Below are 25,917 nucleotides of genomic sequence, written 5' to 3' on the forward strand. Positions count from 1 at the left end.
GGACAGTTTCGCTTTGACTGAAGCCGTCATCCAGCTGAAGGACGTTTCACTGACCCTTGGCGAGGGCGCCTCGTCGGTGCATGTGCTGAAGGGGATCAGCCTCGATGTCGCGGCGGGAGAAGCCACCGGCATAGTCGGACCGTCCGGCTCGGGCAAGTCCACTTTGCTGATGGTGCTGGCCGGTCTGGAGCGGGTCGACGCCGGCAGCGTGCGCATAGCCGGCGAATTGCTGAACGGCAAAAGCGAGGATCAGATTGCTTCGTTTCGGGGCCGGAACATTGGCATCGTCTTCCAGTCCTTCCACCTCATTCCCAACATGACGGCGCTGGAAAATGTCGCCGTGCCGCTGGAACTTGCCGGCGCCGCCGATCCATTTGGCGTTGCCGCGCGCGAACTGGCGGCGGTCGGTCTTGCGGATCGCGTTACTCACTATCCCGGCGAGCTTTCGGGCGGCGAACAGCAGCGCGTGGCGATCGCCCGTGCGCTGGCGCCGTCGCCGCGCATCCTCATCGCCGATGAGCCGACCGGCAATCTCGATCAGGCGACGGGAAAACAGGTTGCCGACCTGCTTTTCGCCAAGGCTGTGGAACGCGCCATGACGCTGGTGCTGGTCACGCACGATCCCGCGCTCGCGGCCCGCTGCACGCGCCAGATCGCGATGCGCTCGGGCCGGATCGAGGCAGGCGCGATCCTCGCCAGGATCCCGGCTTGAGACCGCGCGGATGAACGGCGCCTCGGTTCCCAATCCTCTGGCACGAACGCTTGCCCTGGCGGTTCGTTTTTCCTTGCGCGAAATGCGCGGCGGCCTGTCCGGCTTCCTGATTTTCATCGCCTGCATCGCCCTCGGCGTCGCGGCGATCGGCGGTGTCAATTCAGTGGCGCGATCGATTTCAGACGGCGTCGCCACCCAGGGCCAGACGCTGCTTGGCGGCGATATCCGTTTCCAGCTCAACCAGCGCGACGCGACCGCGGCCGAGCGCAGCTTCCTGGACGGGCTTGGCACTGTTTCGGAAAGCTCCGGCATGCGCTCCATGGCGCGCCTGATGGACGGCTCCGACCAGGCTCTTGTCGAGGCCAAGGCTGTCGACCAGACCTATCCGCTCTATGGCACGCTCCAGACCGAACCGGCGCTGCCGCGCGAGGCTCTATTTTCGGAGAATTCGGGCGCATTCGGCGCTGTCGCGCCGGACATCCTGTTCGAACGGCTGCATCTGAAGCCCGGCGACCGCCTGAAGCTCGGCAACGCCACGTTCGAACTGCGGGCGATGCTGACCAGCGAGCCGGATGCGGTGTCCGATGGCTTCGGTTTCGCGCCGCGCCTGCTGATTTCCAAGGAAGGACTGGCAGCCTCCGGCCTCGTGCAGCCGGGCAGTCTGGTCGAGAACGCCTACAAAATCCGTTTGCCCGCTCGGGCCAGCGAGGCCGACATCGAGGCCATCCGCCAGCAGGCGACCGACAAGTTCCCCGAGGCGGGCTGGTCGATCCGCAATCGAACCAACGCCGCACCGGCTTTGTCGTCCAACATCGAACGTTTCTCGCAGTTCCTGACGCTGGTCGGGCTCACCGCGCTGGTGGTCGGCGGCGTCGGCGTCGCCAACGCCGTGCGCGCCTATCTCGACGGCAAGCGTTCGGTGATCGCCACCTTCAAGAGCCTCGGAGCCTCGGGCGGCTTCGTCTTCACGGTCTATCTCGTGCAGATCCTGATGATTTCCGGGCTGGGCATTCTGCTCGGCCTGCTGCTCGGCGCGGCCATGCCGTTCGCGGCGAGCGCCGCGCTGCAATCGCTCATTCCCGTACCGGCCGAAGGCGGGTTTTATCCCGGCGCGCTGACCCTTGCCGCGCTGTTTGGCGTCATGGTGACGCTCGTCTTCGCATTGCTGCCGCTCGGTCGCGCCCGCGACATTCCAGCCACCGCGCTGTTTCGCGAGATGGGGTTTGAAAGCCGCGGCTTGCCGCGCTTGCCTTATGTCGCGGCTGCACTGCTCATTGCCGCGGTGCTTGCCGGTCTGGCGGTGCTGCTGGCCCACGATCGTCGCATCGCCGCCATCTTCGTCGGCGCGACCATATTTTCATTTCTCGTGCTGAGGCTGGTGAGCGCGCTCGTCCAGCTTGTCGCCAGGAGAAGCCCGCGCGTCCGCTCCACCGCGCTGCGGCTGGCGGTCGGCAACATTCACCGTCCCGGCGCCCTGACGCCATCCGTCGTGTTGTCGCTGGGACTTGGCCTGACGCTACTGGTCACGCTCGCGCTGATCGATGGAAATCTCAGGCGGCAGATCGGCGGCAGCCTGCCCGAGCGCGCGCCGAATTTCTTCTTCGTCGATATCCAGGCGGCCGATGTCGACGCCTTCTCCGCTCTGGTCGCCAGGGAAGCGCCGCAGGGAACGCTGGCCAGGGTGCCGATGCTGCGCGGCCGCGTGATGGCGCTGAACGGCGTCGCCGTCGACAAGATCGCCGTACGGCCTGAAGGCGCCTGGGTGCTGCGCGGCGACCGCGGCATCACCTATGCAACGACCATGCCCGAAAACGCCACGCTGTCGGCCGGAAACTGGTGGCCGGCCGACTATCAGGGCGAACCGCTGGTGTCCTTCTCGGCCGAGGAAGCGCATGCGCTCGACCTGAAGATCGGCGATACCGTCACCGTCAATGTGCTGGGCCGCAACATCACCGCCAGGATCGCCAATTTCCGCCAGGTGCAGTGGGAGACCATGGGCATTAATTTCGTCATGGTGTTTACGCCCAACACCTTCGCCGGCGCGCCACATTCCTGGCTGGCGACGCTGACGGAAAAGACCGCGACCACGGCCGACGACGCCCGGGTGCTCAACGCGGTAACCCGCGCTTACCCGGCGGTGACGAGCGTGCGGGTCAAGGATGCGCTCGAGATCGTCAATCGGCTGGTCGGCCAGATCGGCACCGCTATCCGTGCCGCCGCCGGTGTGGCACTCGTCTCGTCCGTGCTCGTGCTGGCCGGCGCACTGGCCGCCGGCAACCGGGCACGCATCCACGACGCGGTCGTGTTGAAGACGCTGGGCGCCACGCGCCGCACCCTGATTGCCGCCTTCTCGCTCGAATACATGCTGATCGGCCTCGCCACCGCTGTCTTTGCCTTGTTCGCGGGCGGTATTGCTGCCTGGTTCGTGGTGTCGCGGGTCATGACATTGCCGTGGCAGTTTCAGCCCGAAGTGGCCATCGGCACCATTCTGCTTTCACTCGTCGTCACCGTCGGCATCGGGCTCCTGGGCACCTGGCGGGTGCTGGGCCACAAAGCCGCACCTGTACTGCGTACGTTATGAGCCATGCAAAAATCACGCTGTTTCGGACGATTTTCGGTTAATTCACGGTAAGAAATCGCCAGAAACGGCGCATTTTTCGCCTCTTGGCCCCTTCACGAAGCGTTGCAGGCCGTCACGGTCTTGTTCTTGCCTTCAAGAACCCTCATATTTCGGGCAGGCATGCTGGAGCCCCGCCAGCGGCGCCTGGGCTCCGTTTCGGGAGCCTGACACCCGACGGGGCAGAGCAACAGAGGAATCCCATGTCTGACTTCCGCAACTATCAAACGCGTAGCGTGCCGGCTGGAACCCGTGCCGACGCCGGCATTGATGAAGGCCTGCGCGCTTACATGCTCAAGGTCTATAATTTGATGGGCCTTGGCCTGCTGATCACCGGCATTGCCGCGGTCGGCACCGTCATGCTGGCCACCACCAACAATCCGGCCGCAGCCGTCGCCACGCTGCCGAATGGCGATATGCTGACCTCGTTCGGTTACGCGATCTTCGCCTCGCCGCTGCGCTGGGTGGTCATGCTTGCCCCGCTCGCCGCCGTGTTCTTCCTGTCGTTCCGCGTCCAGTCGATGAGCGTCTCGGCCGCGCAGACCACCTTCTGGGTCTATGCCGGCCTGGTTGGCCTGTCGCTGTCGTCGATCTTCCTCGTCTACACGTCGGCGTCGATCTCGCAGACCTTCTTCGCCACCGCAGCCGCCTTCGGCGCGCTGTCGCTGTACGGCTACACCACCAAGCGTGACCTGACCGCGATGGGCTCGTTCCTGATCATGGGCGTGTTCGGCATCCTGATCGCCATGGTCATCAACATCTTCCTGCAGTCGTCGGCGCTGTCCTTCGCCATCTCGGCGATCGGCGTGCTGGTGTTCGCCGGCCTCACCGCCTACGACACCCAGAAGATCAAGGAGATGTATTACGAGAACGACGATACGCTCGTCGCTGGTCGCAAGGCGATCATGGGCGCGCTGACGCTGTATCTCGACTTCATCAACATGTTCATGTTCCTGCTGCAGTTCATGGGCGACCGCCGCTAAGGCGACACCCTGGACCAGCGAAATCGAGGGGGCGGCCCAACGGCCGCCCCTTTTCTTTTGCGCCTGTTTTTGCTCTCATCTGAGGCAGCAATGATTGGTGCATAAAAAATGAGCAGTTTGACAATACGCGATGCGGAACCCGCCGATCTCGACCGAATCACAGAGATTTATGCGGACGCCGTCGCCAACGGCACGGCCTCCTATGAGCTTTCGCCACCCGGTCGGGACGAGATGGGAGACCGGTATGCGGCATTGAAGGCCAGTGGCTTTCCCTATCTGGTCGCCACTGATTCGGATGGAATCGTGCTCGGTTATGCCTATGCAGGCGCCTTCCGCGCGCGGCCGGCCTACCGTTTCATCGTCGAGGATTCGGTCTATGTCGCTCCCGAAGCCAAAGGCCAGGGCGTCGGGCGGCAGTTGATGGAACAGCTGATCGAAGCGACGCGGGCGCTGGGTTTCCGCCAGATCGTCGCGGTGATCGGCGACGGCAGTCCCGACAGCGCTTCGGTGAAGCTGCACGAGAGGCTCGGCTTCACCCATTCGGGACGCCTCGTCGGCTCGGGCTACAAGCACGGCCGCTGGCTGGACACCGTGTTCATGCAGCTGGAACTGAATGGCGGCGCTTCAATCCCGCCGGACCCGGCCTCCTGGCCGGAGCGCAAGTTCGGGCAAGGCTAAAGCAGCGGTCCCGACCGCTCAAAATCGAGGCTTCTCAAGCCTTTACCAGCTTCAGCCCGGTGTCGAAGATGCCGAGAACGCGGGCCAGTTCATGGCCGCGCTTGAGGATACGCCCGCCGGCGGCGATGACCGCGAAAGCGCCCTGCCGGCGCGCCAGTTTCGGGTCCTTGACGATCTGGAACAGCGGCACTTCCGAGGCCCGGCGATAGACGGAAAACACCGCCCGGTCGGTGAGATGGTCGATGGCATAGTCGCGCCATTCGTTGGCGGCGACCATTCGCCCATAGAGTCGAAGAATAAGATCGAGCTCACGCCGCTCGAAGGCAACCGGCAGGTCGAGACGCTCGCGTCGTGCCTCATGCAGCGGGATCAGTATTGCGGATGCGTCCCCATCCTCCGTCCCGCCACCGCGTTCCATCATGCCTTTATCCTCAGGCGGAATCGTTTGCTGGCAACAGGGTCGCGCTTTCGGCCGTCAATTGCAAGGGTGCAGGCGAATCCCTACCCACGCTGTTGATCGAGGACGCGTCCACTCACGTTTGCAAACGACGTGTTGGAAATGGTGATTCACCGCCACATTCTCGCCGTCTTTTATCCGCGTTGTCGCCCCAATATCCGACGAACCTGCGATCGTTGCCTGAGACGGTTCGGTCCGGCACCGGCTCGTAAACCCCAAGCCCCCCGCCCACGGGTCAGCGTCGGATCGAACCAACCTCTGCCTGCAGGCGAAACAAGAGCGACAATTTTTGAAAAGAGCCACCGGCGTCGGACACAGCCTGACGTCGGTTTTTTGTTGTCCTCGCACGGTCGACAACCCCGGCAACCCGCCGGCGGCTCATCCGGGATGATTTAAGAGATCAAAGCGACGGCCGGCGGATAAAAGCCGCGCCGATGATCGGGCCGAGCAGGCCGTCGCGGCTGACCGCCTGCAAAAGCACCGCGGAACCGGCAGCCTTGCTGATTTCGCTGGCCGGCAGGTCATAGCGTTGCGACTTGCCATACCACATGCCGGCTGTCTGCACGTCGGACACCGCATTCCAATAGATCATCCGGCGGCCGTCATTCTCGCCCTTGCCGACATTCACCACCTGCGGTGGATTGAAATAGACGATGACGACATGCGCCTTGCCGGGAACCCCGCCTGCATCGCTCGGAGCGTCGCCCGCCTCGATGGCGACGCCGTCCGGGGTGCTGGAAACCTTGATGTCGACCTGCATGCCCCTGCCCGCCTTGCTGAGGCGGTTGAGCGTGCCGCTGATCGCCTCGCGGCTGGCCCCGTTGACGTCGGCACGGCCGTTGATGACGGCCTGCGGCGTGTAGACGGAGCGGCCGTTGAAGGCGCGCATATAGCCATATTGGCGCTCGGTGTTCTCCTTGCGCGCAAAGGAATCCTGCCAGCCGAGATAATCCCAGTAGTCGACATGATAGGCGAGCGCGATCACGTCGCCTTTCGCAGCGATTTCAGCAAGATAGCGGTCGGCCGGCGGGCAGGATTTGTTGCCCTGGCTGGTAAACAGTTCGATGACGCCGAGTGGACGCGCCGAATCGGCCGCCAGGGCCGCGCCAGCAAACATCGAAACCGCCAGCCCGGCCGCAGCCAGCAGCAGTGGTTTTCGAGAAGACATCGTCTGGGTCCCGCCGGCATGGCCGGCATCTATTCATCGTTGCCAGAACATCTGCCAGAAGCGGCAGTCAACGGGAAGTCACGTTGCGGTGAAATTTTGTCACCAGCAGAACGTCGATACCTCAAAAGAAAGAGCCGCCGGAACTTTCGTCCCGGCGGCTCGTCATTCATCGCTCCAACAGCGTTTATGCCGCCAGATCGCGCAGCACATATTGCAGGATGCCGCCGTTCTTGAAGTAGTCCAGCTCATCCAGCGTATCGATGCGGCACAGGATCGGAACGTTCTTCACCGTGCCGTCGCCATAGGTGACCTTGGCCACCATCTTCTGGCGCGGCTTGATCGCTTCCAGACCGTCGATCTCGACCAGTTCGTCGCCCTTCAGGTTGAGCGAGGCCCAGGACGTGCCTTCCTCGAAGGTGAAGGGGATGACGCCCATGCCGACCAGGTTCGAGCGATGGATGCGCTCGAACGACTGAGCGATGACCGCGCGGACACCCAGGAGATTGGTGCCCTTGGCCGCCCAGTCGCGCGACGAGCCGTTGCCGTATTCGACGCCGGCGAAGATGACCAGCGGCACGTTTTCCCTGCGATATTCCATAGCGGCGTCGTAGATCGACATCTCTTCCTTCGACGGATAGTGGATGGTGTAGCCACCTTCCTTGCCGTTCTCGCCCAGCATGTGGTTGCGGATGCGGATGTTGGCGAAGGTGCCGCGCATCATCACCTCATGGTTGCCACGGCGCGTGCCGTACTGGTTGAAGTCGGCAACGCCCACCCCATGGTCGGTCAGGTACTTGCCGGCCGGCGAAGCGGCCTTGATCGAACCCGCCGGCGAGATGTGGTCGGTGGTGATCTTGTCGCCGAACAGGCCGAGCACCCGCGCGCCCTTGATATCGCGGATCTGGCCGGGCTTGGCACCCATGCCGGCGAAGTAGGGCGGGTTCTGCACATAGGTCGAATCGTCGTCCCAGGCGTAGGTCTGGCCGCTCGGCGCCTGCACCTTCTGCCAGTTCTCGTCGCCCTTGAACACGTCGGCATATTTGCGGGCGAACAGCTCGCGGGTGACGTTCTTCTCGATGAACTCCTGGATCTCGGCCGAGGTCGGCCAGATGTCCTTGAGATAGACCGGCTTGCCGTTCTTGTCCTCGCCGAGCGGCTCCTTGGTAAGATCCTTGGTCACCGTGCCGGCCAGCGCGTGCGCAACCACCAGCGGCGGCGAAGCGAGATAGTTCGCCTGCACGTCGGGCGACACACGACCTTCGAAATTGCGGTTGCCGGAAAGCACGGCGGCCGCGATCAGGCCCTTGTCGTTGATGGTCTTGGAGATCGGACCCGGCAGCGGGCCGGAATTGCCGATGCAGGTGGTGCAGCCGAAGCCGACCAGGTTGAAGCCGATCTGGTCGAGTTCCTTCTGCAGGCCGGACTTCTCCAGATACTCGGCCACAACCTGCGAGCCGGGCGCCAGCGAGGTCTTGACCCACGGCTTCTGCTTGAGGCCGAGCCGGTTGGCGTTGCGGGCGAGCAGGCCCGCGCCGATCAGCACCGACGGGTTGGAGGTGTTGGTGCACGACGTGATGGCCGCGATGACGACATCGCCATGGCCGAGATCGTGCGACGTGCCCTCGACGGCATAACGCTTGGAAATCTCGACGGCCTTCTTGTACTCGGTCTCCATCGCCTTGGCGAAGCCGGCCGGGATATCCTCCAGCGCGACACGGCCTTCGGGGCGCTTCGGGCCGGCCATGGACGGCACGACGGAGCCAAGATCGAGCTCCAGCGTGTCGGTGAAGACCGGATCGGCCGAGGCATTGTCGCGCCACATGCCCTGCGCCTTCGAATAGGCTTCGACCAGCGCGATGCGGTTTTCCGCGCGGCCGGACATGGTGAGGTAGCGCAGCGTTTCCGAATCGACCGGGAAGAAGCCGCAGGTCGCGCCATATTCCGGCGCCATGTTGCCGATCGTCGCGCGGTCGGCCAGCGTCATGTTGGACAGGCCGGGGCCGAAGAACTCGACGAACTTGCCGACCACGCCCTTCTTGCGCAGCATCTGGGTGACGGTCAGCACCAGGTCGGTGGCGGTGACGCCTTCCTTCAATTTGCCGGTGAGCTTGAAGCCGATGACTTCCGGCAGAAGCATGGAGACCGGCTGGCCGAGCATGGCCGCTTCCGCCTCGATGCCGCCGACGCCCCAGCCCAGAACGCCCAGGCCGTTGATCATGGTCGTGTGCGAATCGGTGCCGACGCAGGTGTCCGGATAGGCCGTCGTCTCGCCGTCCTCGTCATTGGTCCACACGACCTGGCCGAGATATTCGAGATTGACCTGGTGGCAGATGCCGGTGCCGGGCGGCACGACGCGGAAATTGCGGAATGCCTGCTGGCCCCACTTCAGGAACTTGTAGCGCTCTTCGTTGCGCTCATATTCGAGCTCGACATTGCGAGCGAAAGCCATCGGCGTGCCGAACTCGTCGACGATGACCGAGTGGTCGATGACGAGGTCGACCGGCACCAGCGGGTTGATCTTCTGCGGATCGCCTCCCAGCGAGGCGAGGCCGTCACGCATGGCGGCCAAGTCGACCACGGCCGGAACGCCGGTGAAATCCTGCATCAGCACGCGGGCCGGACGGTAGGCGATCTCGACGCCGGCGGTGCCCTTGTCGGCCAGCCAGGCGGCTACGGCCTGGATGGCCTCCTTGGTGACGGAGCGGCCGTCTTCGTTGCGCAAGAGGTTCTCAAGCAGAACCTTCATCGAATAGGGCAGGCGGGAAACGCCGGCGAGGCCGTTCTTTTCGGCCTCAGTCAGGTCGTAATAGACATAGTCGGCCCCACCTGCGGTCAGGGTGCGGCGGCAATTGAAACTGTCGATTGATTTGGACACGTGCGTTCCATCCTTGTCTGTTCAGCCTGAAAGGGAACGGACTCCGATGGGCATGCTTATCACGCGCAAAGGTGCGGGTACGGCCATTTCCGCTGTCCGCTCCCAAGCAACCCGAGCCGTTCAAGGCGGCGCGTGCGCTGGTTCGGCGCAAATTCATTTGCCTTCCCCGACCGCTGGGGTTGGTAAGGGTGCATATAGAGAAATTCCTGGAATAGTTCTAGAGACGGAATTGGCATTTTTGCTGCGGCGCAATGCGCCAGCGCTCAGACTTTCGGCGAAGGGAAAATGATGCGGCTGATCGCCGAGAATCTGAGCGGGGAGCGCGGCGGCGAGCCAGTTTTCGAAGGTATCGGCTTCTCGGTGACGGACGGCGAGAGCCTGGTCGTGACGGGGCCGAACGGATCGGGCAAGTCGACGCTGCTGCGTGTTGTCGCCGGTTTCCTGCCCGCCGCGGAGGGCCGCGTGCGAATCGCCGAAGGCGGCGAGGAATTTCCGACCGTCGCTTCCGCCTGCCATTATCTCGGCCACCAGAACGCGATGAAGACGGCGCTGACGGTGACGGAGAACCTCGTCTTCTGGCGACAATTCTCTGGCGAGGGCCGATTTGAGGTCTCCGGCGCCCTCGATGAGGTCGGGCTCGGCGACATCGGCCACCTGCCGTTCGGCTATCTCTCCACCGGCCAGCGTCGGCGGGCCGCCATCGCCAAGCTTCTGGTCTCGCATCGTCCGATCTGGCTGCTGGACGAGCCGACCGCCGGCCTCGACAAGGCTTCCGAGGAACGCTTCGCCGCCCTGATGCGGGCGCATTGCGCGACAGGCGGCATCGTCGTCGCGGCGACGCACCTGCCGCTCGGACTTGGAAATGCGAAGACGCTGGAGATGGGGGCGCAAATTTGATGCTCGCCCTTTATCTGCGCGACCTGAAACTTGGCGTCCGTGCCGGCGGCGGCGCGCTCACCGGCGTCATCTTCTTCCTGGCCGTCATCGCCACCATTCCCTTCGGTGTCGGGCCGGATCTCAACCTGCTCGCCCGCATCGGCCCGGCGATCCTGTGGATCGGCGCGCTGCTCGCCTCGCTGCTCGGCCTCGACCGCCTGTTCCAGGCCGAGCGCGAGGACGGTGCGCTCGACCTGCTCGTCCTCAACAACGACCGCCAGATGCTGGCGCTCACCGTGTTCGTCAAATGCCTGGCCCACTGGACCGTCAGCGTGTTGCCGCTGGTGGTGGCAGCCCCCTTGCTCGGCCTGTTCATGAACATGTCGCCCGCCGGCATCGGCGCCACCGCGCTGACACTGCTGGTCGGCACGCCGGCCATCACATTCATCGGCGCGGCCGGCGCGGCGGTGGCGGTGGCGCTGCCGCGCGGCGGGCTGCTGATTTCGGTGCTGGTGTTGCCGCTGACCATCCCGGTGCTGATCTTCGGCGTCTCGGCCAGCTACGGCGCGGTCAACGATCCGGCACCTTTTTTTCAGCCTTTCCTCATTCTCGCCGCGCTGACGTTGTTTCTGGCAGTCGTCGGGCCTTTGGCTGCGGCACTGGCGCTGCGCCACAGCGGCGACTGAACGGCCAGCGGGTGCGGCGCGACGGCAGATTGTGCATCCGATGGGCGAAGGTTAAGGGTAGGCATGGTCACGAACGACTATAGAAGCGGGCTTGCCAGCCATTGTGCGCGAGGCAACGCATGAGTGCGCACGCGCTTTATGTTGCCGCCGCCTATGGCATCACCGCCATCGCCCTGGCCGGGCTGATCGGCTGGATCCTGCTCGACCAGCAGGCGCGCAAGCGCGAATTGGCCGAACTGGAAGCGGCCGGCGTCCGCCGCCGCTCCGACAAGATGGCCAAACCATGAGGGTGGTACCGCTGTGAGCGACCAAATCCAGGCGCCGGCGCGTCGTTTCCGTCCGATAATGCTTCTGCCGCTGGCCATATTCCTGGCCTTGGCCGGACTGTTCCTGTCCCAGCTGCTTTCCGGCCGCGACGTTGCCGCGATCCCTTCCGCCCTGATTGGCCAGGACGCGCCGGAAACCAAGCTGCCGCCACTGGAGGGCAGCAACCTGCCGGGGCTGGATTCGGATCAGTTCGAAGGCAAGGTGACGGTGCTCAACGTTTTCGCTTCGTGGTGCGTGCCATGCCGTGAAGAGCACCCGGTGCTGATGGGCCTCGCCCAGGACAAACGCTACGCGATGGCGGCGCTCAACTACAAGGATAAGCCGGAGAACGCCCGCCGCTTCTTCGGCGAACTGGGCAACCCGTTCCAGGCCATTGGCATTGACCCCGCCGGCCGGGCGGCCATCAACTGGGGCGTCTACGGCGTGCCGGAAACCTTCCTGATCGACAAGAGCGGCAAGATCACCTTCAAATATGTCGGCCCGCTGACACCGCAAACCGCGAAGGCGCTGCTTTTGCCAGAAATCGAAAAAGCACTGGCCGCCGACGAATAGTCGCCTGGACTTGGCTTGACCTTTGGTAAGCCGCACCCGGCCCGCGTCGGATAGGCAAATACCCCCGTTTTCGACTACCTTTCCTCCAAGGCTGCCCGGAGGACGCCACAACGGCGCGCGCGGCCTGGCGCATGACCCCGAAAATCGGATCGGTTTTCGGAAAACAGCGTGCGCCGACACCAGGGGCTAGAGCGTCCCTGACGCGTCCAAGAAGGACGCGCGGCGCTCTAAAGAGGGGGGACTTCGATGCAGGACAACTCCGCGCTGATTATCTTTCTGCCGCTGGCGCTCGGCATCATCATGCTGGGCCTCGGCCTGTCGCTGACGATCCAGGATTTCCGCAACGTATTGCAAAAACCGAAAGCGGTGGTTGTCGCTCTGATCTGCCAGACGCTGATCCTGCCGCTCGCCTGCCTCGGTCTCGTTTATGTGTTCAAGCTGGAACCGGCTCTGGCGGTGGGCATGATGCTCCTGGCGGCCAGCCCCGGTGGCACCTCCGCCAATCTCTACAGCCATCTCGCCGACGGCGACGTGGCGCTCAACATCACGCTGACCGCGATCAACTCGGCCCTGTCGATCCTCACGCTGCCGCTGATCGTCAATTGGTCGCTCGCCCATTTCATGTCCGGCGATCAGGCGATCCCGCTGCAATTCGCGAAGGTCGTGCAGGTGTTCGTCATCGTGCTCGGACCGGTGCTGATCGGCATGTGGCTGCGCAGCCGTTTCCCGGCTTTCGCCGCCCGCATGGCACAGCCGGTGAAGATCCTGTCGATGCTGTTCCTGTTCGCCGTGGTCGCGGTGGCGCTGGTCCAGGAGTGGGATACGGCGCTGATTTGGGCCCCGATTGTCGGCATGGCGGCACTCGCCTTCAACCTGGTCAGCCTGGCGGTCGGCTATTGCGTGCCGCGCGCCGCGGGCATCGACCAGCGGCAGGCGACCGCCATCGGCATGGAGATCGGCATCCACAATGGCACGCTGGCGATCGCCATCGCGCTCAGCCCGCTCCTGCTCAACAATGCAACGATGGCGGTGCCGGCGGCGATCTACGGGGTCATCGCCTTCATCACCGCGGCGATTTTCGGCTACTGGCTGAAACGGACACACGCAGCGCCCGTTGCGCAAAAGGCGTCCCGATAAGCAAAGAACCCGAAAGCCGGCTGACTTTCGGGTTCCAATAGTTTCCGCTGCCAAACGCGCCTGGAGTTCATCCTTGGCGCGGCTGGCGGTGGACGGCTTAGCCGTAGATCTGCTTGCGGACGTTGTAGAGCATCTCGGCGCGGTTGCCGTTGAAGTCGGCGAGGTCGCGGTCGGTCAGGCCCTGGATTTCGCTGACGAGCAGGTTGTAGCGCTTGCGCTTGGCCATGCTGTCGCGGGCACGGGAAACGAGGTCGAGGATCATGGCGAAATTCCTTCGCTTAAGGCCGCATTGGCGCGGCGGTTAGTCCTCCCTTTATTCGATACGCAACATGACATAGTTGGTGTGCATTGCAAAACAAGATGTTGCAATGCAGCATTGCGCCTCGCGCATGGCCGGTTAATGCCGAATTAATCGGTTGAAAGGCTATTTTTCGGTCCGTTCCTCGACCGAATGCCGCATGATCAACGGCATCTGAACGGCCGTGAACAGGACCGTTATGGGCAGCGTCGCCCACACCTTGAAGGCCACCCAGAAGTCGGTCGAGAAGTTGCGCCAGACCACTTCGTTGACCACGGCGAGGAACAGGAAGAACACCCCCCAGCGCAGGGTGAGCTTGCGCCAGCCCTCGGCATCGAGGCGGAAGGCGGAATCGAAGACATAGCCGAGCAGGGATTTGCCGAAGGCGAGCCCGCCCAGAAGCACGACGCCGAACAGCGCGTTGACGATGGTCGGCTTCATCTTGATGAAGACGTCGTCCTGCAGATAGAGCGTCAAGGCGCCGAAGACCAACACCACGCCGCCGGAAACCAGCGGCATGATCGGCAATGTGCGCACCAGCGCCCAGGAAACGACCAGCGCGATGACCGTCGTGATCATGAACAGGCCGGTGGCGATGAAGATGGGGCCGCCGAAATCGGTCAGGATGGGGAATTTCTGCGCCAGCCATTCGCCGCGTGTGTTGGCGAAGAAGAACACCATCAAAGGCCCAAGTTCCAACACCAGCTTGAGAACCGGATTGATGGCTTCCTTGCGCTTTTGCGGGTCGGCGGGATCGCGTTCGAGAATTGGGTTGCTCATGGCTTCCTGATTGTGCAGCAGCCGGGGTGGTTATGCCACCCCGGCGATCGCCTTGGCGAAATCGCCGGCGGAGAAGGGTTCGAGGTCGTCGACCTGTTCGCCGACGCCGATGAAATAGACCGGCAATTTATGTTTGGCCGCGATTGCGACCAAAATACCGCCGCGCGCCGTGCCGTCCAGCTTCGTCATCACCAAACCGTTGACGCCGGCGACATTGCGGAAGATCTCGACCTGGTTGAGCGCGTTCTGGCCGGTGGTGGCATCCACCGTCTGCAACACGGTGTGCGGCGCTTCCGGATCGAGCTTGCCGAGCACGCGCACGATCTTTTCCAGTTCCGCCATCAGTTCGGTCTTGTTCTGCAAGCGGCCGGCGGTATCGATGATCAGAACGTCGGAGCCGGCCTCCTTGGCCTTCTCGAACGCATCATAGGCAAGGCCGGCGGCATCGGCACCGAGCTTGGTGGCGATGACCGGCGATTTGGTACGTTCACCCCAGATCTTCAGCTGTTCGATTGCCGCGGCGCGGAAGGTATCGCCAGCGGCCAGCATCACCGAAAGCCCGCCATCGGTGAGCTTGGCGGCCAGCTTGCCGATGGTGGTGGTCTTGCCGGTGCCATTGACGCCGACGACCAGGATGACATGCGGCTTGTGCGACAGGTCGAGTTCCAGCGGCTTCGCCACCGGCCCGAGCACCTTTTCCACCTCGGCCGCCATCACCGCGCGCACTTCCGTGTCGGACACATCCTTGCCGTAGCGGCTGGCGGCGAGCGAATCGGTGACGCGCAACGCCGTCTCGACGCCGAGATCGGCGCGGATCAGCACGTCTTCCAAATCCTGCAGCGTTTCGTCGTCCAGCTTCCGCTTGGTGAAGACACCGGCGATGTTGCCGGTGAGTTCGCGCGACGAGCGTGAGAGCCCTTCGCGCATACGCTGGAACCATGAGCGCTTCGGCGCCGGTTCGGGTGCCTTTTCGGCCTCGGCCTTCTGCTCGACCTTCTTCGCGACGGTAACCTTGCCGGTGGCGGAACGCGCCGCCGGTTCTGTTTGGGCAACCGGCGAAGCGACAGCTTCCTTCTCCCCGCTCGCGGGGAGAAGGTCCGGCAGGGGATGAGGGGCGGTGCCAGCATCCGAAGTGCTTGGCTCTATTGGCGCTTCAGCCTCGGGCAGCAGATGCTGCCCCTCACCCTTACCCTCTCCCCGTTCACGGGGAGAGGGGGGCGCCAAAGTTGGCTCTAGCTGTTCGACTTCCCGCGCGGACGCTTCCTCGACCTGCAGTGCCTCGGGCTGCTTTTCCGGCGCCGGTTGTTCAGGCTCCGCGACAAATTGCTCTTCCGCCTCAGCCGAGGCCGTTTCCGCCTCGGCAACGGCCTCAACTTCCGGCTCAGCCTTCAGCTCAACCTTAAGCTCCGGTTCCACGGCCTCGACAGCTACCGGTTCCGGCTCGGCGATCGCCTCGACCTGTTCAGGCTCCACTTGCGCGGCGACGCTTTCTTCAGGCGCCGGTTCGGGTTCAGGCTCGACGGGCCTTGCCGCAACAATTTCCTCGACGGGCGCAGGTTCGACGACGACCGGCCGATCGATCTCGACATGTGGCTCTGCCGCCTGATCCTCGACGGGCGCTTCCGGTTCGGCGACAACCTCGGCTTGTTCCGCTTCCGGGGCCTTGGCTTCGGCCGGCGCGGCCGGTTCCGCCTTTTCAGCCTCGGGCGCCTGCTCCAACTCGGCGGCTGGCGCGGCCTCAACCTGCTCTTCGCGCTTCAGGAAATCAGGAACTTCCTGCTCGGCGGCCGGCTTCAACGCCTCCAGCGCGTCGAAATTCAATGGCGGCAGCGGCGCGGTCTCGTCGACCTTCTCCTCCACCACTTCCTTCTTGCCGAAGGAAAAGACTTTCTTGATGAACCCGAATGCCATGCGTTCGCTCGTTTCAGGCCGCGCGCGCGGTCAGTGGCGCGGCTTCCAGCCTGGCGCCGTCATGGCCGGTGACCATGGCCTCGATGATCTCGCCGGGTTGGCCGGCGGCAATCGCCGCCAGGGTGAACCCTTCGGTGCGGCCAAGGCCCTCGCGCTCGATGAGGATGGATTGCGTCGTCCCGGAAAGCCCGGCCAGATGCCGGGTATAGGCAGCCTCGCCGGCCGCCCGCAGCCTGGCCGCTCGGCTCTTCACCACCTCGCGCCGCACTGGCGGCATGCGTGCCGCCGGCGTGCCTTCGCGCGGGCTGAACGGGAAGACGTGCAGATGGGTGAGGCCGCATTCCTCGACGATCTTCAGCGAGTTTTCGAACATCTCGTCCGTCTCGGTCGGAAAACCGGCGATGATGTCGGCGCCGAAAACGATGCCGGGCCTGAGTTTGCGCACATCCTCGCAGAACCGGATCGACTGGTCGCGCAGATGCCGCCGCTTCATGCGCTTCAGGATCATGTCGTCGCCCGACTGCAGCGACAAATGCAGGTGCGGCATCAACCGGTGTTCGGTGGCGACGGCTTCCAGAAGGTCCTCGTCGGCCTCGATCGAATCGATAGACGACAACCTCAGCCGCTTCACGTCCGGCACCTGACGTAGGATGGTTTTCACCAGCTTGCCCAATCGCGGCGCGCCCGGCAGGTCGGCGCCGTAGCTGGTCATGTCGACGCCGGAAAGCACGATCTCGGCATAGCCGTTGCCGGCCAGGCGCTTGATCTGCTCGACCACGGCGCCCATTGGCACCGAGCGCGAATTGCCGCGACCGTAGGGGATGATGCAGAAGGTGCAGCGGTGGTCGCAGCCGTTCTGCACCTGCACGAAGGCGCGCGCGCGGCCCTCGATGGCATCGACCATATGCGAGGCCGTTTCCTTCACCGACATGATGTCGTTGACGCGCGCCTTCTCGAAATCGTTGACGCCGAAATCCGGCAGGGCGCGGTAATTATGCGCCTTGAGCTTTTCCTCGTTGCCGAGCACGAGGTCGACCTCGCTCATCGCCGAGAAATCCTGCGGCTTGGTCTGGGCGGCGCAGCCGGTAACGATGATACGGGCTTCCGGGTGCTCACGGCGCGCCTTGCGGATCGACTGCTTGGCCTGCCGTACTGCCTCGCCGGTGACGGCGCAGGTATTGAAGATGATGGCGCCGCCCTTCAGCGCGCCGAGGCCGGCGCTTTCGGCTTCGCGGCGCATCACCTCGGATTCATAGGTGTTGAGCCGGCAGCCGAAGGTGACGACCTCGATCCCACTGGCAGACGTTGCGGACATCAGGCGGCGCTCTCGGTGTCGCGCGCCCAGGTGCCGGTGGCCGGGTCGAAGCTGCCGGAAAATTCCCATTCGGCCGGACCGGTCAGGATGACGTGATCGTCGTCGCGCCACTCGACAGTGAGCTTGCCGCCGGGAGCTGTCAGTTCGACGCTGCGGCCGGTGCGCTTGGTGCGCGCGCCAGCGACCGCAGCCGCGCAGGCGGCCGAACCGCAAGCCCTGGTCAGGCCGGCGCCGCGTTCCCAGGTGCGGATGATCATGCTGTCCGGCGACGTCACCTGGGCAATGGTGATGTTGGCGCGCTCCGGAAACATCGGATGGTTTTCCAGCATCGGGCCGAATCGCTCGAGCTCATAGCTCCAGACGTCACGGTCGACCCAGAAGATGGCATGCGGATTGCCTATCGAGACCACAGAAGGCGAATGCAGCACCGGCGCGTCGATCGGGCCGATCTGCAACTCGATCATGCGGGTGTCGCGAAATTCTTCCGCCAGCGGGATTTCCTGCCAGCCGAAACGCGGCATGCCCATGTCGACGGAAATCGACCCGTCCTGATGCTGCTTGGCGTTCAGGATGCCGGCGACCGTCTCGAAGGTGAAGACCGTCTCGCCGGTTTCGGCGGCCAGTGCCTGCACCACGCAGCGCATGCCGTTGCCGCAGGCCTGCGCTGACGACCCGTCGGAATTCAGAATGTCGACGAAATAGGCGGTGCCCGGCGTCCTGGCGTCGTGGATGGCCATGATCTGGTCGAAACGCGTCGCCGGATCGGCGTTCAGCGCAAGCGCTGCGGCAGCGCTCACCCGCTCTGCACGGCCACGCATATCGGCAACGATGATCTCGTTGCCGATGCCGTTCATCTTGGCGAAGGGGGCCGCGCCAGCCATTGCGTTCCGCGTTTCCGTGTCTGTTTGGCGCTATATGGCGGAAACAGCCGGAAATTACCAGTGCGGCAAAGGATTGGCGCTGTCAGGCGATGCGAAGATGCGAGGCCGGACAGGCGCCTGTCGCACCGCCGCCCCACCACATCCACCTGCGATAAAATTGCAACAGACGCCGGCGCAAACCCTATTTTAACCATATCGGGTTGAAATTCTGCCGTCTTCGCCGTTTTGGTGGGGCGTGCATTTCGTTGGACGGCGCCCGTAGCGGGCCGCGGAGGTTGCCATGATTCTTTCGAGATCCGGTCTCGTAGCCGTATCCCTTGCCGCGCTCCTTGCCAGCGGCTGTACCAGCACGCGTTTTGGCTCGGAAGATTCAAAGCCCGCACCGCTCGAGCCGCAGCCTTCGGGCACCGTGTCCTCCAGCCAGTTGCCGCCTCCGGCCGCTCCGGCTGCGACGGACGCCTCCAAGTTCCCGACCGCGCCGGGTGGCACCCAGGTCGCTTCGCTGCCGCCAGGCGGCGGCCAGCCTCCGGCCAACGCGCCTGACCTCACCGCCTCGGCCATCGCCGGCGTGTGGAGCGCCTCGGTCGCCGGCCAGAGCTGCAAGGTGGCGACACCGCAGACCAAATTCGGCCAGGGTTATCGCGCCGGCCCGCTGCGCTGCCCGCCGCCCATCGACAACGTCAAGTCGTGGAACGTCGCCGGCAAGCAGTTGACCCTCTTCGATCAGGACGGCGGCACGCTGGCCAGGCTCTATTCCTCCAGCCCGACCAAGTTCGACGGCCAGACCTCGAATGGCCAGCCGATCTCGCTTTCCAGATAGGATAGGCGTTCTTCCAATCCCTATCCGGTGACCAGACCCCATGCATGTGCGTGACGGCCTCCAGACCCATGTGACCGTCAGGCAGCGCTACGATCATCTGGTCGAAACCGGCGCCGTGTCGCGCGACCCGGCGCAGGAGCGCATCGTCGGGCGGCTCGACCGCCTCGTCGACGAGATCGCCGACAAGCGGCTGGCGCAAAAATCCAGTGCGCTGGGCTGGCTGTTCGCCAAGCGGCCCCGCGCACCGACGGCCGTGAAAGGCCTTTACGTCCACGGCGGCGTCGGCCGTGGCAAGACGATGCTGATGGACATCTTCTTTGAGCTTCTGCCGGTCAGGCGCAAGCGGCGCGTCCATTTCAACGACTTCATGGCGGACGTGCAGGACCGCATCCAGAAGCACCGGCAGGCCCGCAAGGAAGGCACCGTCAAGGAAGACGACCCGATCCCGCCGGTGGCCAAAGCGCTGGCCGAAGAATCGTGGGTGCTGTGCTTTGACGAGTTCAGCGTCACCGACATCGCCGACGCCATGATCCTGTCCAGGCTGTTTTCGGCGCTGTTCGCCAACGGCGTCGTGCTGATCGCCACCTCCAATGTCGCGCCGCGAGACCTCTACCGCGATGGCTTGAACCGCCAGCTTTTCCTGCCCTTCATCGCGATCCTCGAACGGCATGCCGATGTGGTGACGCTGGATTCCGATACGGACTACCGGCTGGAAAAGCTTTCGCGCATGCCGGTCTATATGACCCCGCTGGAAGCCGACACCGACCGTCGGATGGATGATACCTGGCATGCCGTCACCCACGGCCATGTCGCGGCACCCCTGGACATTCCGATCAAGGGCCGGCACGTCGCGGTTCCCCGCGCGGTGGGCGCCAATGCCCGCTTCACCTTCGCGGAACTGTGCGACGCGCCGCTCGGCGCACGCGACTATCTGGCGATCGCGCAACGGTTCGACACGATCTTCATCGACCATGTGCCGATGCTCGACCAGACCCGCCGCAACCCGACCAAGCGTTTCATCCTCCTGGTGGACACGCTTTACGATACGAAAAAGCGCGTGGTGATGAGCGCGGAGGCCTCGCCGGAAAAGCTTTATGCCGGTCGTGCCGGCGTCACCGAAGCCTTCGAATTCGACCGCACCGCCTCGCGGCTGATCGAGATGCAGAGCAAGGATTGGCTGGACGACTGGAAGGACCGGCACGCCTTGCAGCCCGCACCGTCCGCTCTCTCCTAGCGCGCCAACCCGGGGCAGATAGGCGGATTTTACAAGATCGGTCCGACGATCGCGAAGGCGTTGAACCAGATGCGCCGCGGGATCGACCACGCCTTTACCCCGGCCGGATCGACCGGTGTCGAGTCCGCCAGATAGGCCATCTGCCGTTCGCGGATTTTGCCGGTCAGCACCCTGTCGGTGAACAGGATGTCGTTTTCGAAATTCAGGTCGAAGCTGCGGATATCCATGTTGGACGAGCCGAGAAAGGCCGTCTCGCCGTCGATGGTCAGCGTCTTGGAATGCAGCAGGCCGCCATTATATTCCGCGATCCTGACGCCGGCGGCGACCAGACGTGGATAGTACGAACGGCTGGCATTCCGGACAAAACCGGAATCGTTGCGACGCGGCAGGATCAGCGTCACCGCCACGCCGGATTGCGCGGCACTCGTCAGCGCCTCGCACACCGTTTCGCCCGGCACGAAATAGGGCGTCGAGACGATCAGTTCGCTGCGGGCCTCGTAGATGAGGCGCGAAAACAATTGCGCGGTGACGCCATGTTTGACGTTCGGCCCGGTGCCCACCGTTTGGGCGACGAAGCCGCCGGGCATGGGTTTGACGACCCTGTCGAAATGCATCAGCTCGTTGGGGCGGTCGCTCAGCCAGTCTTGCGCGAACAGAAGGTGCATCTGGTGCACGACCGGTCCTTCGAAGCGGACCATGACATCCACCCATGGCGCGAAGTTCGGCTTCACGCGAAATTCAGCGTCGGCGCAGTTCTGGCTTCCGCAATGCAGGATCCTGTCGTCGATCACGGTGATCTTGCGGTGATTGCGCAGATCGAGGCGACGCTGGAACATGGTCTTCAGCGGATTGCCGAGCGGCAACGCGACCGTGGTTTCGACGCCGGCGGCCTGCAGCCAGGCGCAGGTCTCGCTCTCGATGAAGGCGCGCGATCCGACCGCATCGACCATGGCCTTGCAGCGCACGCCGCGTTTGGCTGCCCTGATCAGCGCGTCCGCTACCGCGCGTCCCGTGCCGTCATCGAGCCAGATGTAATAAAGGACGCAGATGTTTTCCCTGGCATTGTCGAAGTCCTCGATCATGCGCGCCCTGGCACCGGCAGGACTGTCCAGGAGTTCGCCCTTGTTGCCCTCGGTCGCACCGAAACCGTTGATTGAAGTGGCAAAGCCGCTGGCGACGCCGAAGCGGCCAAGGTCCGGCCTCTCTCCGCTGGCAATCACGAACGACCGGGTTGCCGTTTCGGCGGCGGTGTGGGCGGCGCGGGCGGGACCGCGGAAATTGACCTCGCCGACGAAGAAATAGAGCAACAGGCCGAAAGCGGGCACGACCAGCAAAACCAGGATCCACGCCACTCGTGTCGTCGGCAGCATGTCCGAGCGCGCCAACACGCGCAATGTCACGGCCAAAAAGAGCAAAAGATGCAGTGCGGTGAGGAACATCGCCATGGCGCATTCATGGCAGGAAGCGCGATACCCCGCCAGTAGAGGCAAGCGACCCGGCCCGCGATCCTATGTTGGTGTCGGATCGGGCGCGCCACGATCCCGCAAAACGCTTCATTTTCTCGCAAAGCCCTCGAGCCGCGACGCGTCGACCGGCTCGTCGAACACCTCCTCGGCAACCTCAGCGAACAGGGCGTCATCACCCGGCAACATTCTTCTGATTTCTATGCCTATCTCGTGGCGATCCTTCGAACCGGGTTCGTAAACTTTGACGTTTACGTAAATCCCAGACAATCTAACCGATTGAAATATTTAGCTCCAAAATAATCGTTTGAACTTTTCCCACGGCGGGTCTATTGGGTGCGGCGAAATTTCGCGGGTTCCCGACCCTAACGGCCTCTCCTCCGACGCCGCAATGGCGCCGTCCAAGACAAGGGAATTGATCCTCACATGGCACGCAACAAGATAGCGCTCATCGGCTCTGGCATGATCGGCGGCACGCTCGCCCATCTGATCGGCCTCAAGGAACTCGGCGACGTCGTCCTGTTCGATATCGCCGAGGGCATCCCGCAGGGCAAGGGCCTGGATATCGCCGAATCCTCGCCCGTCGACGGCTTCGACGCTCGTTATGTCGGCGTCAACGACTATGCCGGCATCGAAGGCGCTGACGTCTGCATCGTCACCGCCGGCGTGCCGCGCAAGCCCGGCATGAGCCGTGACGATCTGCTCGGCATCAACCTCAAGGTGATGGAACAGGTCGGCGCCGGCATCAAGAAATATGCCCCCAACGCTTTCGTCATCTGCATCACCAACCCGCTCGACGCCATGGTCTGGGCGCTGCAGAAGTTCTCGGGCCTGCCGAAGAGCCACGTGGTCGGCATGGCCGGCGTGCTCGACTCGGCCCGCTTCCGCTACTTCCTCGCCGAGGAATTCAAGGTTTCCGTCGAGGACGTCAGCGCCATGACGCTCGGCGGCCACGGCGACGACATGGTGCCGATGGTGCGTTATTCCACCGTTGCCGGCGTGCCGCTGCCCGACCTCATCAAGATGGGCTGGACCAGCCAGGAGAAGCTCGACGCCATCGTCGAGCGCACCCGCAAGGGTGGCGGCGAGATCGTCGGCCTGCTCAAGACCGGCTCGGCCTATTATGCGCCGGCCGCCTCGGCGGTCGCCATGGCCGAGAGCTACCTGAAGGACAAGAAGCGCGTCCTGCCCTGCGCCGCCCACCTCAACGGCCAGTACGGCATCAAGGACACCTATGTCGGCGTGCCGGTGGTGATCGGTGCCGGCGGCGTCGAGCGCATCCTCGAGCTCGACTTCAACAAGACCGAAGAGAAGATGTTCGAGAGGTCGGTCGAGGCCGTGAAGGGCCTGTGCGAAGCCTGCGTGGCGATCGCGCCGCAACTTGGCCAGAAGTAAGCGAGGAACGTTCCGATGAACATCCACGAATATCAGGCCAAGCAGGTTCTGAAGGGTTTCGGAGCGCCGGTCGCCGAGGGCGTGCCGGTGTTCCAGGCGGCGGATGCCGAGGCTGCCGCCAAGCGCCTGCCCGGGCCGCTTTATGTGGTGAAGAGCCAGATCCATGCCGGCGGTCGCGGCAAGGGCAAGTTCAAGGAACTGTCCGCCGACGCCAAGGGCGGCGTGCGTCTCGCCAAGTCGATCGCCGAGGTTGTCACCAACGTCAACGAGATGCTCGGCCACACTCTGGTGACCAAGCAGACCGGCCCCGCCGGCAAGCAGGTCAACCGCCTCTATATCGAGGACGGCGCCGACATCGACCGCGAGCTCTATCTGTCGATCCTGGTCGACCGCTCGGTCGGCCGCGTCGCCTTCGTCGTTTCGACCGAAGGCGGCATGGACATCGAGACCGTTGCCCACGACACGCCGGAGAAGATCATCACGGTTGCGATCGATCCGGAGGCCGGCGTTACCGCTGCCGACGTCGCCAAGCTCAACGCTGCGCTGAAGCTTTCGGGCGACGCGGCCAAGGACGGCGAAACGCTGTTCCCGATCCTCTACAAGGCCTTCGTCGAGAAGGACATGAGCCTGCTCGAGGTCAACCCGCTGATCGTCATGAAAAGCGGCCGCCTGCGCGTGCTCGACGCCAAGGTGTCGTTCGACAACAACGCTTTGTTCCGCCACGCCGACATCGTCGAGCTGCGCGACACCAGCGAAGAGGACGAGAAGGAAATCGAGGCGTCGAAATACGACCTCGCCTATGTTGCGCTCGACGGCAATATCGGCTGCATGGTCAACGGCGCCGGCCTCGCCATGGCCACGATGGACATCATCAAGCTCTACGGTGCCGAGCCCGCCAACTTCCTCGACGTCGGCGGCGGCGCTTCGAAGGAAAAGGTCACGGCCGCCTTCAAGATCATCACCAAGGACCCGGCGGTCGAGGGCATCCTCATCAACATCTTCGGCGGCATCATGAAATGCGATGTCATCGCCGAGGGCGTCATCGCCGCGGTCAAGGAAGTCGGCCTGAAAGTGCCGCTGGTGGTGCGCCTGGAAGGCACCAATGCCGAGCTGGGCAAGAAGATCATCAACGAGAGCGGCCTGAACGTCACCTCGGCCGACGATCTCGACGATGCGGCAAAGAAGATCGTCGCCGCGGTCAAGAAGGGCTGAGCGCGGCGTTAAAGCGGCTTTGACCATGAACACGGCGTCTTCCCCAACCCTGTCACCCGACCACCAGCGCCTCCAGGCGCTGGTTGGCGCGTGGCATGGCGAGGAGGAGATTTCGGCCACGCAATGGGCGCCAGCCGGTTCGGCAACCGCCGAGGTTACCGCGCAAGCCGAGTTCGGCGGCCTGTTCGTGATGCAGCGCTATCGCCAGGCTCGCGACGGCAAGACGTCCTTCGCTTCGCACAACATCTTCGGCGTCGACCAGCCGAACGCCACCTGCACCATGCACCAGTTCGATACGATGGGCTTCGTGCCGGCTGAGCCGGCAACCGGAACCTGGGGCGACACCGGACTGGCTTTGGTGAAAAGCTCGCCGCGCGGCGCCGCGCGGACAACCTATCGCTTCGATACTCCCGACAGCTACCGCATGCGCCTCGAATTCAAGGCCGCCGGCAGCGACATCTGGCAAGACATGGTGAACGGCGTCTACCGGCGCGTTTCGCCTTCCTCCATCACCCTCTCGTAAAAAGGTTGGGCATGTCCATTCTCGTCGACAAGAACACCAAAGTCCTGGTCCAGGGCCTGACCGGCAAGACCGGCACCTTCCACACCGAGCAGGCGCTGGCCTATTACGGCACGCAGATGGTCGGCGGCATCCACCCCAAGAAGGGTGGCGAGACCTGGACCGGCGCCAAGGGCGAGGCCTTGCCGATCTTCGCGTCGGTCGCCGAAGGCAAGGAGAGGACCGGCGCCACCGCCTCGGTCGTCTATGTGCCGCCGGCGGGCGCGGCCGAAGCCATCATCGAGGCCATCGAGGCCGAGATCCCGTTCATCGTCTGCATCACCGAGGGCATCCCGGTGATGGACATGGTGCGCGTCAAGGCGCGCCTGGAAAAGTCGAAGTCGCGGCTGCTCGGCCCGAACTGCCCCGGCATCCTGACGCCTGAGCAGTGCAAGATCGGCATCATGCCCGGCAACATCTTCAAGAAGGGTTCGGTGGGCGTTGTTTCGCGCTCGGGAACGCTTACCTATGAGGCGGTGTTCCAGACCACCAATGTCGGCCTCGGCCAGACCACCGCGGTCGGCATCGGCGGCGACCCGGTCAAGGGCACCGAGTTCATCGACGTGCTGGAGATGTTCCTCGCCGACGACGAGACCAAGTCGATCATCATGATCGGCGAGATCGGCGGCTCGGCCGAGGAAGACGCCGCGCAGTTCCTCAAGGACGAGGCCAAGCGCGGCCGCAAGAAGCCGATGGCCGGTTTCATCGCCGGCCGCACGGCGCCCGCTGGCCGCACCATGGGTCACGCCGGCGCGGTGATCTCGGGCGGCAAGGGCGGCGCGGAAGACAAGATCGCCGCGATGGAATCCGCGGGCATCCGCGTATCGCCATCGCCGGCGCGTCTCGGCACGACGCTGGTCGAGGCGATCAAGGGTTAGGCAATGGGCAGTCGGCAATAGGCAGTCGGTTCATTTTCCGATTGCCGACTGCCGAAGACCGACTACCGAAATCAGGAGACGGAGCCGACGCTCCGAGACAACA

24 protein-coding genes are annotated in these 25,917 nt (G+C 63.9%); 15 read left to right on the forward strand and 9 right to left on the reverse strand.

What is annotated here, in order from left to right; all coding sequences use genetic code 11:
• The first annotated feature begins 13 nt into the window (after positions 1-13).
• The 4 genes from AB4136_RS01575 (at position 14) to AB4136_RS01590 (ending at position 4,990) form a co-directional block, all read left to right on the forward strand.
• Positions 14-712, forward strand: coding sequence for an ABC transporter ATP-binding protein (locus AB4136_RS01575; protein WP_065998129.1), 699 nt, complete (start codon positions 14-16; stop codon positions 710-712).
• 10 nt (positions 713-722) lie between these two features.
• The gene (locus AB4136_RS01580; protein WP_036254987.1) at positions 723-3,293 is read left to right on the forward strand and encodes an ABC transporter permease; all 2,571 of its coding nucleotides are present in this window, start codon (positions 723-725) and stop codon (positions 3,291-3,293) included.
• A gap of 239 nt (positions 3,294-3,532) precedes the next feature.
• The gene (locus AB4136_RS01585; protein ID WP_024923157.1) at positions 3,533-4,312 is read left to right on the forward strand and encodes a Bax inhibitor-1/YccA family protein; all 780 of its coding nucleotides are present in this window, start codon (positions 3,533-3,535) and stop codon (positions 4,310-4,312) included.
• A gap of 108 nt (positions 4,313-4,420) precedes the next feature.
• On the forward strand, positions 4,421-4,990 hold the full coding sequence (locus AB4136_RS01590; protein WP_024923158.1) for a GNAT family N-acetyltransferase: 570 nt from the start codon (positions 4,421-4,423) through the stop codon (positions 4,988-4,990).
• A 34-nt stretch (positions 4,991-5,024) separates the two neighbouring features.
• On the opposite strand, the gene AB4136_RS01595 is transcribed toward AB4136_RS01590, so the two are convergent.
• From AB4136_RS01595 to acnA, 3 genes are all read right to left on the reverse strand, one after another.
• Positions 5,025-5,411, reverse strand: coding sequence for a DUF2794 domain-containing protein (locus AB4136_RS01595; protein ID WP_024923159.1), 387 nt, complete (start codon positions 5,409-5,411; stop codon positions 5,025-5,027).
• Between the two features lie 436 nt (positions 5,412-5,847).
• On the reverse strand, positions 5,848-6,615 hold the full coding sequence (locus AB4136_RS01600; RefSeq protein ID WP_024923160.1) for a DUF1223 domain-containing protein: 768 nt from the start codon (positions 6,613-6,615) through the stop codon (positions 5,848-5,850).
• Positions 6,616-6,799: 184 nt separating this feature from the next.
• Positions 6,800-9,490 carry an aconitate hydratase AcnA gene (acnA, locus tag AB4136_RS01605; protein WP_137900359.1) on the reverse strand — a complete coding sequence of 897 codons (2,691 nt, stop codon included), beginning with the start codon at positions 9,488-9,490 and terminating at the stop codon, positions 6,800-6,802.
• A gap of 288 nt (positions 9,491-9,778) precedes the next feature.
• Here acnA and ccmA point away from each other — a divergent pair, with 288 nt between their 5' ends.
• From ccmA to AB4136_RS01630, 5 genes are all read left to right on the forward strand, one after another.
• A complete protein-coding gene (ccmA, locus tag AB4136_RS01610) occupies positions 9,779-10,387 on the forward strand; it encodes a heme ABC exporter ATP-binding protein CcmA (RefSeq protein ID WP_137900401.1) in 609 nt (202 codons plus the stop codon).
• Entirely contained in the window at positions 10,387-11,052 is a 666-nt protein-coding gene (ccmB, locus tag AB4136_RS01615) for a heme exporter protein CcmB (RefSeq protein WP_137900358.1), read from the forward strand. Before ccmA ends, ccmB begins: the two co-directional genes overlap by 1 nt.
• A 119-nt stretch (positions 11,053-11,171) precedes the next feature.
• Positions 11,172-11,339, forward strand: a complete 168-nt coding sequence (gene ccmD, locus AB4136_RS01620; RefSeq protein ID WP_024923164.1) for a heme exporter protein CcmD — start codon at positions 11,172-11,174, stop codon at positions 11,337-11,339.
• 58 nt (positions 11,340-11,397) lie between these two features.
• A complete protein-coding gene (locus AB4136_RS01625; RefSeq protein WP_137900400.1) occupies positions 11,398-11,931 on the forward strand; it encodes a DsbE family thiol:disulfide interchange protein in 534 nt (177 codons plus the stop codon).
• 246 nt (positions 11,932-12,177) lie between these two features.
• A complete protein-coding gene (locus AB4136_RS01630; RefSeq protein ID WP_137900357.1) occupies positions 12,178-13,068 on the forward strand; it encodes a bile acid:sodium symporter family protein in 891 nt (296 codons plus the stop codon).
• 97 nt (positions 13,069-13,165) lie between these two features.
• Here AB4136_RS01630 and AB4136_RS01635 read toward each other — a convergent pair whose 3' ends face one another.
• From AB4136_RS01635 to dapF, 5 genes are all read right to left on the reverse strand, one after another.
• Complete coding sequence (locus AB4136_RS01635) at positions 13,166-13,330, reverse strand: hypothetical protein (protein WP_162835307.1); 165 nt, start codon at positions 13,328-13,330, stop codon at positions 13,166-13,168.
• Positions 13,331-13,492: 162 nt separating this feature from the next.
• Positions 13,493-14,146: a septation protein A gene (locus tag AB4136_RS01640; protein ID WP_137900356.1), complete on the reverse strand. Its 654-nt coding sequence runs from the start codon at positions 14,144-14,146 to the stop codon at positions 13,493-13,495.
• 30 nt (positions 14,147-14,176) lie between these two features.
• Positions 14,177-16,057, reverse strand: a complete 1,881-nt coding sequence (gene ftsY, locus AB4136_RS01645) for a signal recognition particle-docking protein FtsY (protein WP_024923168.1) — start codon at positions 16,055-16,057, stop codon at positions 14,177-14,179.
• 13 nt (positions 16,058-16,070) lie between these two features.
• A complete protein-coding gene (mtaB, locus tag AB4136_RS01650) occupies positions 16,071-17,372 on the reverse strand; it encodes a tRNA (N(6)-L-threonylcarbamoyladenosine(37)-C(2))-methylthiotransferase MtaB (RefSeq protein WP_024923169.1) in 1,302 nt (433 codons plus the stop codon).
• Positions 17,372-18,253 (reverse strand): diaminopimelate epimerase, encoded by an 882-nt coding sequence (dapF, locus tag AB4136_RS01655; protein WP_137900355.1) that lies wholly within the window; start codon positions 18,251-18,253, stop codon positions 17,372-17,374. Before dapF ends, mtaB begins: the two co-directional genes overlap by 1 nt.
• A gap of 280 nt (positions 18,254-18,533) precedes the next feature.
• On the opposite strand from dapF, the gene AB4136_RS01660 reads away from it, so the two are divergent.
• A complete protein-coding gene (locus AB4136_RS01660; protein WP_024923171.1) occupies positions 18,534-19,073 on the forward strand; it encodes an AprI/Inh family metalloprotease inhibitor in 540 nt (179 codons plus the stop codon).
• Between the two features lie 40 nt (positions 19,074-19,113).
• Positions 19,114-20,307 (forward strand): cell division protein ZapE, encoded by a 1,194-nt coding sequence (zapE, locus tag AB4136_RS01665; protein ID WP_024923172.1) that lies wholly within the window; start codon positions 19,114-19,116, stop codon positions 20,305-20,307.
• Between the two features lie 29 nt (positions 20,308-20,336).
• Here the strand turns inward: zapE and AB4136_RS01670 are convergent, their stop codons facing one another.
• Complete coding sequence (locus AB4136_RS01670) at positions 20,337-21,752, reverse strand: phospholipase D-like domain-containing protein (RefSeq protein WP_024923173.1); 1,416 nt, start codon at positions 21,750-21,752, stop codon at positions 20,337-20,339.
• 444 nt (positions 21,753-22,196) lie between these two features.
• Here AB4136_RS01670 and mdh point away from each other — a divergent pair, with 444 nt between their 5' ends.
• Genes mdh through sucD form a run of 4 tightly spaced genes read left to right on the forward strand, consistent with a single transcriptional unit; the run spans position 22,197 to position 25,814 of the window.
• Positions 22,197-23,165, forward strand: a complete 969-nt coding sequence (gene mdh / locus AB4136_RS01675; protein WP_024923174.1) for a malate dehydrogenase — start codon at positions 22,197-22,199, stop codon at positions 23,163-23,165.
• Between the two features lie 15 nt (positions 23,166-23,180).
• Entirely contained in the window at positions 23,181-24,377 is a 1,197-nt protein-coding gene (sucC, locus tag AB4136_RS01680) for an ADP-forming succinate--CoA ligase subunit beta (protein WP_024923175.1), read from the forward strand.
• A gap of 25 nt (positions 24,378-24,402) precedes the next feature.
• Entirely contained in the window at positions 24,403-24,900 is a 498-nt protein-coding gene (locus AB4136_RS01685; RefSeq protein WP_024923176.1) for a DUF1579 family protein, read from the forward strand.
• Positions 24,901-24,911: 11 nt separating this feature from the next.
• Entirely contained in the window at positions 24,912-25,814 is a 903-nt protein-coding gene (gene sucD / locus AB4136_RS01690) for a succinate--CoA ligase subunit alpha (RefSeq protein WP_024923177.1), read from the forward strand.
• Positions 25,815-25,917: the final 103 nt, after the last annotated feature.

It is taken from the genome of Mesorhizobium sp. 2RAF21, assembly GCF_052115345.1.
Lineage (GTDB): Bacteria > Pseudomonadota > Alphaproteobacteria > Rhizobiales > Rhizobiaceae > Mesorhizobium > Mesorhizobium terrae.

Coding starts and splice junctions, on each gene's coding strand:
- AB4136_RS01580 (WP_036254987.1), top strand. CDS start 723: ATGAACGGCGCCTCGGTTCCCAATCCTCTGGCACGAACGCTTGCCCTG.
- AB4136_RS01585 (WP_024923157.1), top strand. CDS start 3,533: ATGTCTGACTTCCGCAACTATCAAACGCGTAGCGTGCCGGCTGGAACC.
- AB4136_RS01590 (WP_024923158.1), top strand. CDS start 4,421: ATGAGCAGTTTGACAATACGCGATGCGGAACCCGCCGATCTCGACCGA.
- AB4136_RS01595 (WP_024923159.1), bottom strand. CDS start 5,411: ATGATGGAACGCGGTGGCGGGACGGAGGATGGGGACGCATCCGCAATA.
- AB4136_RS01600 (WP_024923160.1), bottom strand. CDS start 6,615: ATGTCTTCTCGAAAACCACTGCTGCTGGCTGCGGCCGGGCTGGCGGTT.
- ccmA (WP_137900401.1), top strand. CDS start 9,779: ATGCGGCTGATCGCCGAGAATCTGAGCGGGGAGCGCGGCGGCGAGCCA.
- ccmB (WP_137900358.1), top strand. CDS start 10,387: ATGCTCGCCCTTTATCTGCGCGACCTGAAACTTGGCGTCCGTGCCGGC.
- ccmD (WP_024923164.1), top strand. CDS start 11,172: ATGAGTGCGCACGCGCTTTATGTTGCCGCCGCCTATGGCATCACCGCC.
- AB4136_RS01625 (WP_137900400.1), top strand. CDS start 11,398: ATGCTTCTGCCGCTGGCCATATTCCTGGCCTTGGCCGGACTGTTCCTG.
- AB4136_RS01630 (WP_137900357.1), top strand. CDS start 12,178: ATGCAGGACAACTCCGCGCTGATTATCTTTCTGCCGCTGGCGCTCGGC.
- AB4136_RS01635 (WP_162835307.1), bottom strand. CDS start 13,330: ATGATCCTCGACCTCGTTTCCCGTGCCCGCGACAGCATGGCCAAGCGC.
- AB4136_RS01640 (WP_137900356.1), bottom strand. CDS start 14,146: ATGAGCAACCCAATTCTCGAACGCGATCCCGCCGACCCGCAAAAGCGC.
- ftsY (WP_024923168.1), bottom strand. CDS start 16,057: ATGGCATTCGGGTTCATCAAGAAAGTCTTTTCCTTCGGCAAGAAGGAA.
- mtaB (WP_024923169.1), bottom strand. CDS start 17,372: ATGTCCGCAACGTCTGCCAGTGGGATCGAGGTCGTCACCTTCGGCTGC.
- dapF (WP_137900355.1), bottom strand. CDS start 18,253: ATGGCTGGCGCGGCCCCCTTCGCCAAGATGAACGGCATCGGCAACGAG.
- AB4136_RS01660 (WP_024923171.1), top strand. CDS start 18,534: ATGATTCTTTCGAGATCCGGTCTCGTAGCCGTATCCCTTGCCGCGCTC.
- zapE (WP_024923172.1), top strand. CDS start 19,114: ATGCATGTGCGTGACGGCCTCCAGACCCATGTGACCGTCAGGCAGCGC.
- AB4136_RS01670 (WP_024923173.1), bottom strand. CDS start 21,752: ATGGCGATGTTCCTCACCGCACTGCATCTTTTGCTCTTTTTGGCCGTG.
- mdh (WP_024923174.1), top strand. CDS start 22,197: ATGGCACGCAACAAGATAGCGCTCATCGGCTCTGGCATGATCGGCGGC.
- sucC (WP_024923175.1), top strand. CDS start 23,181: ATGAACATCCACGAATATCAGGCCAAGCAGGTTCTGAAGGGTTTCGGA.
- AB4136_RS01685 (WP_024923176.1), top strand. CDS start 24,403: ATGAACACGGCGTCTTCCCCAACCCTGTCACCCGACCACCAGCGCCTC.
- sucD (WP_024923177.1), top strand. CDS start 24,912: ATGTCCATTCTCGTCGACAAGAACACCAAAGTCCTGGTCCAGGGCCTG.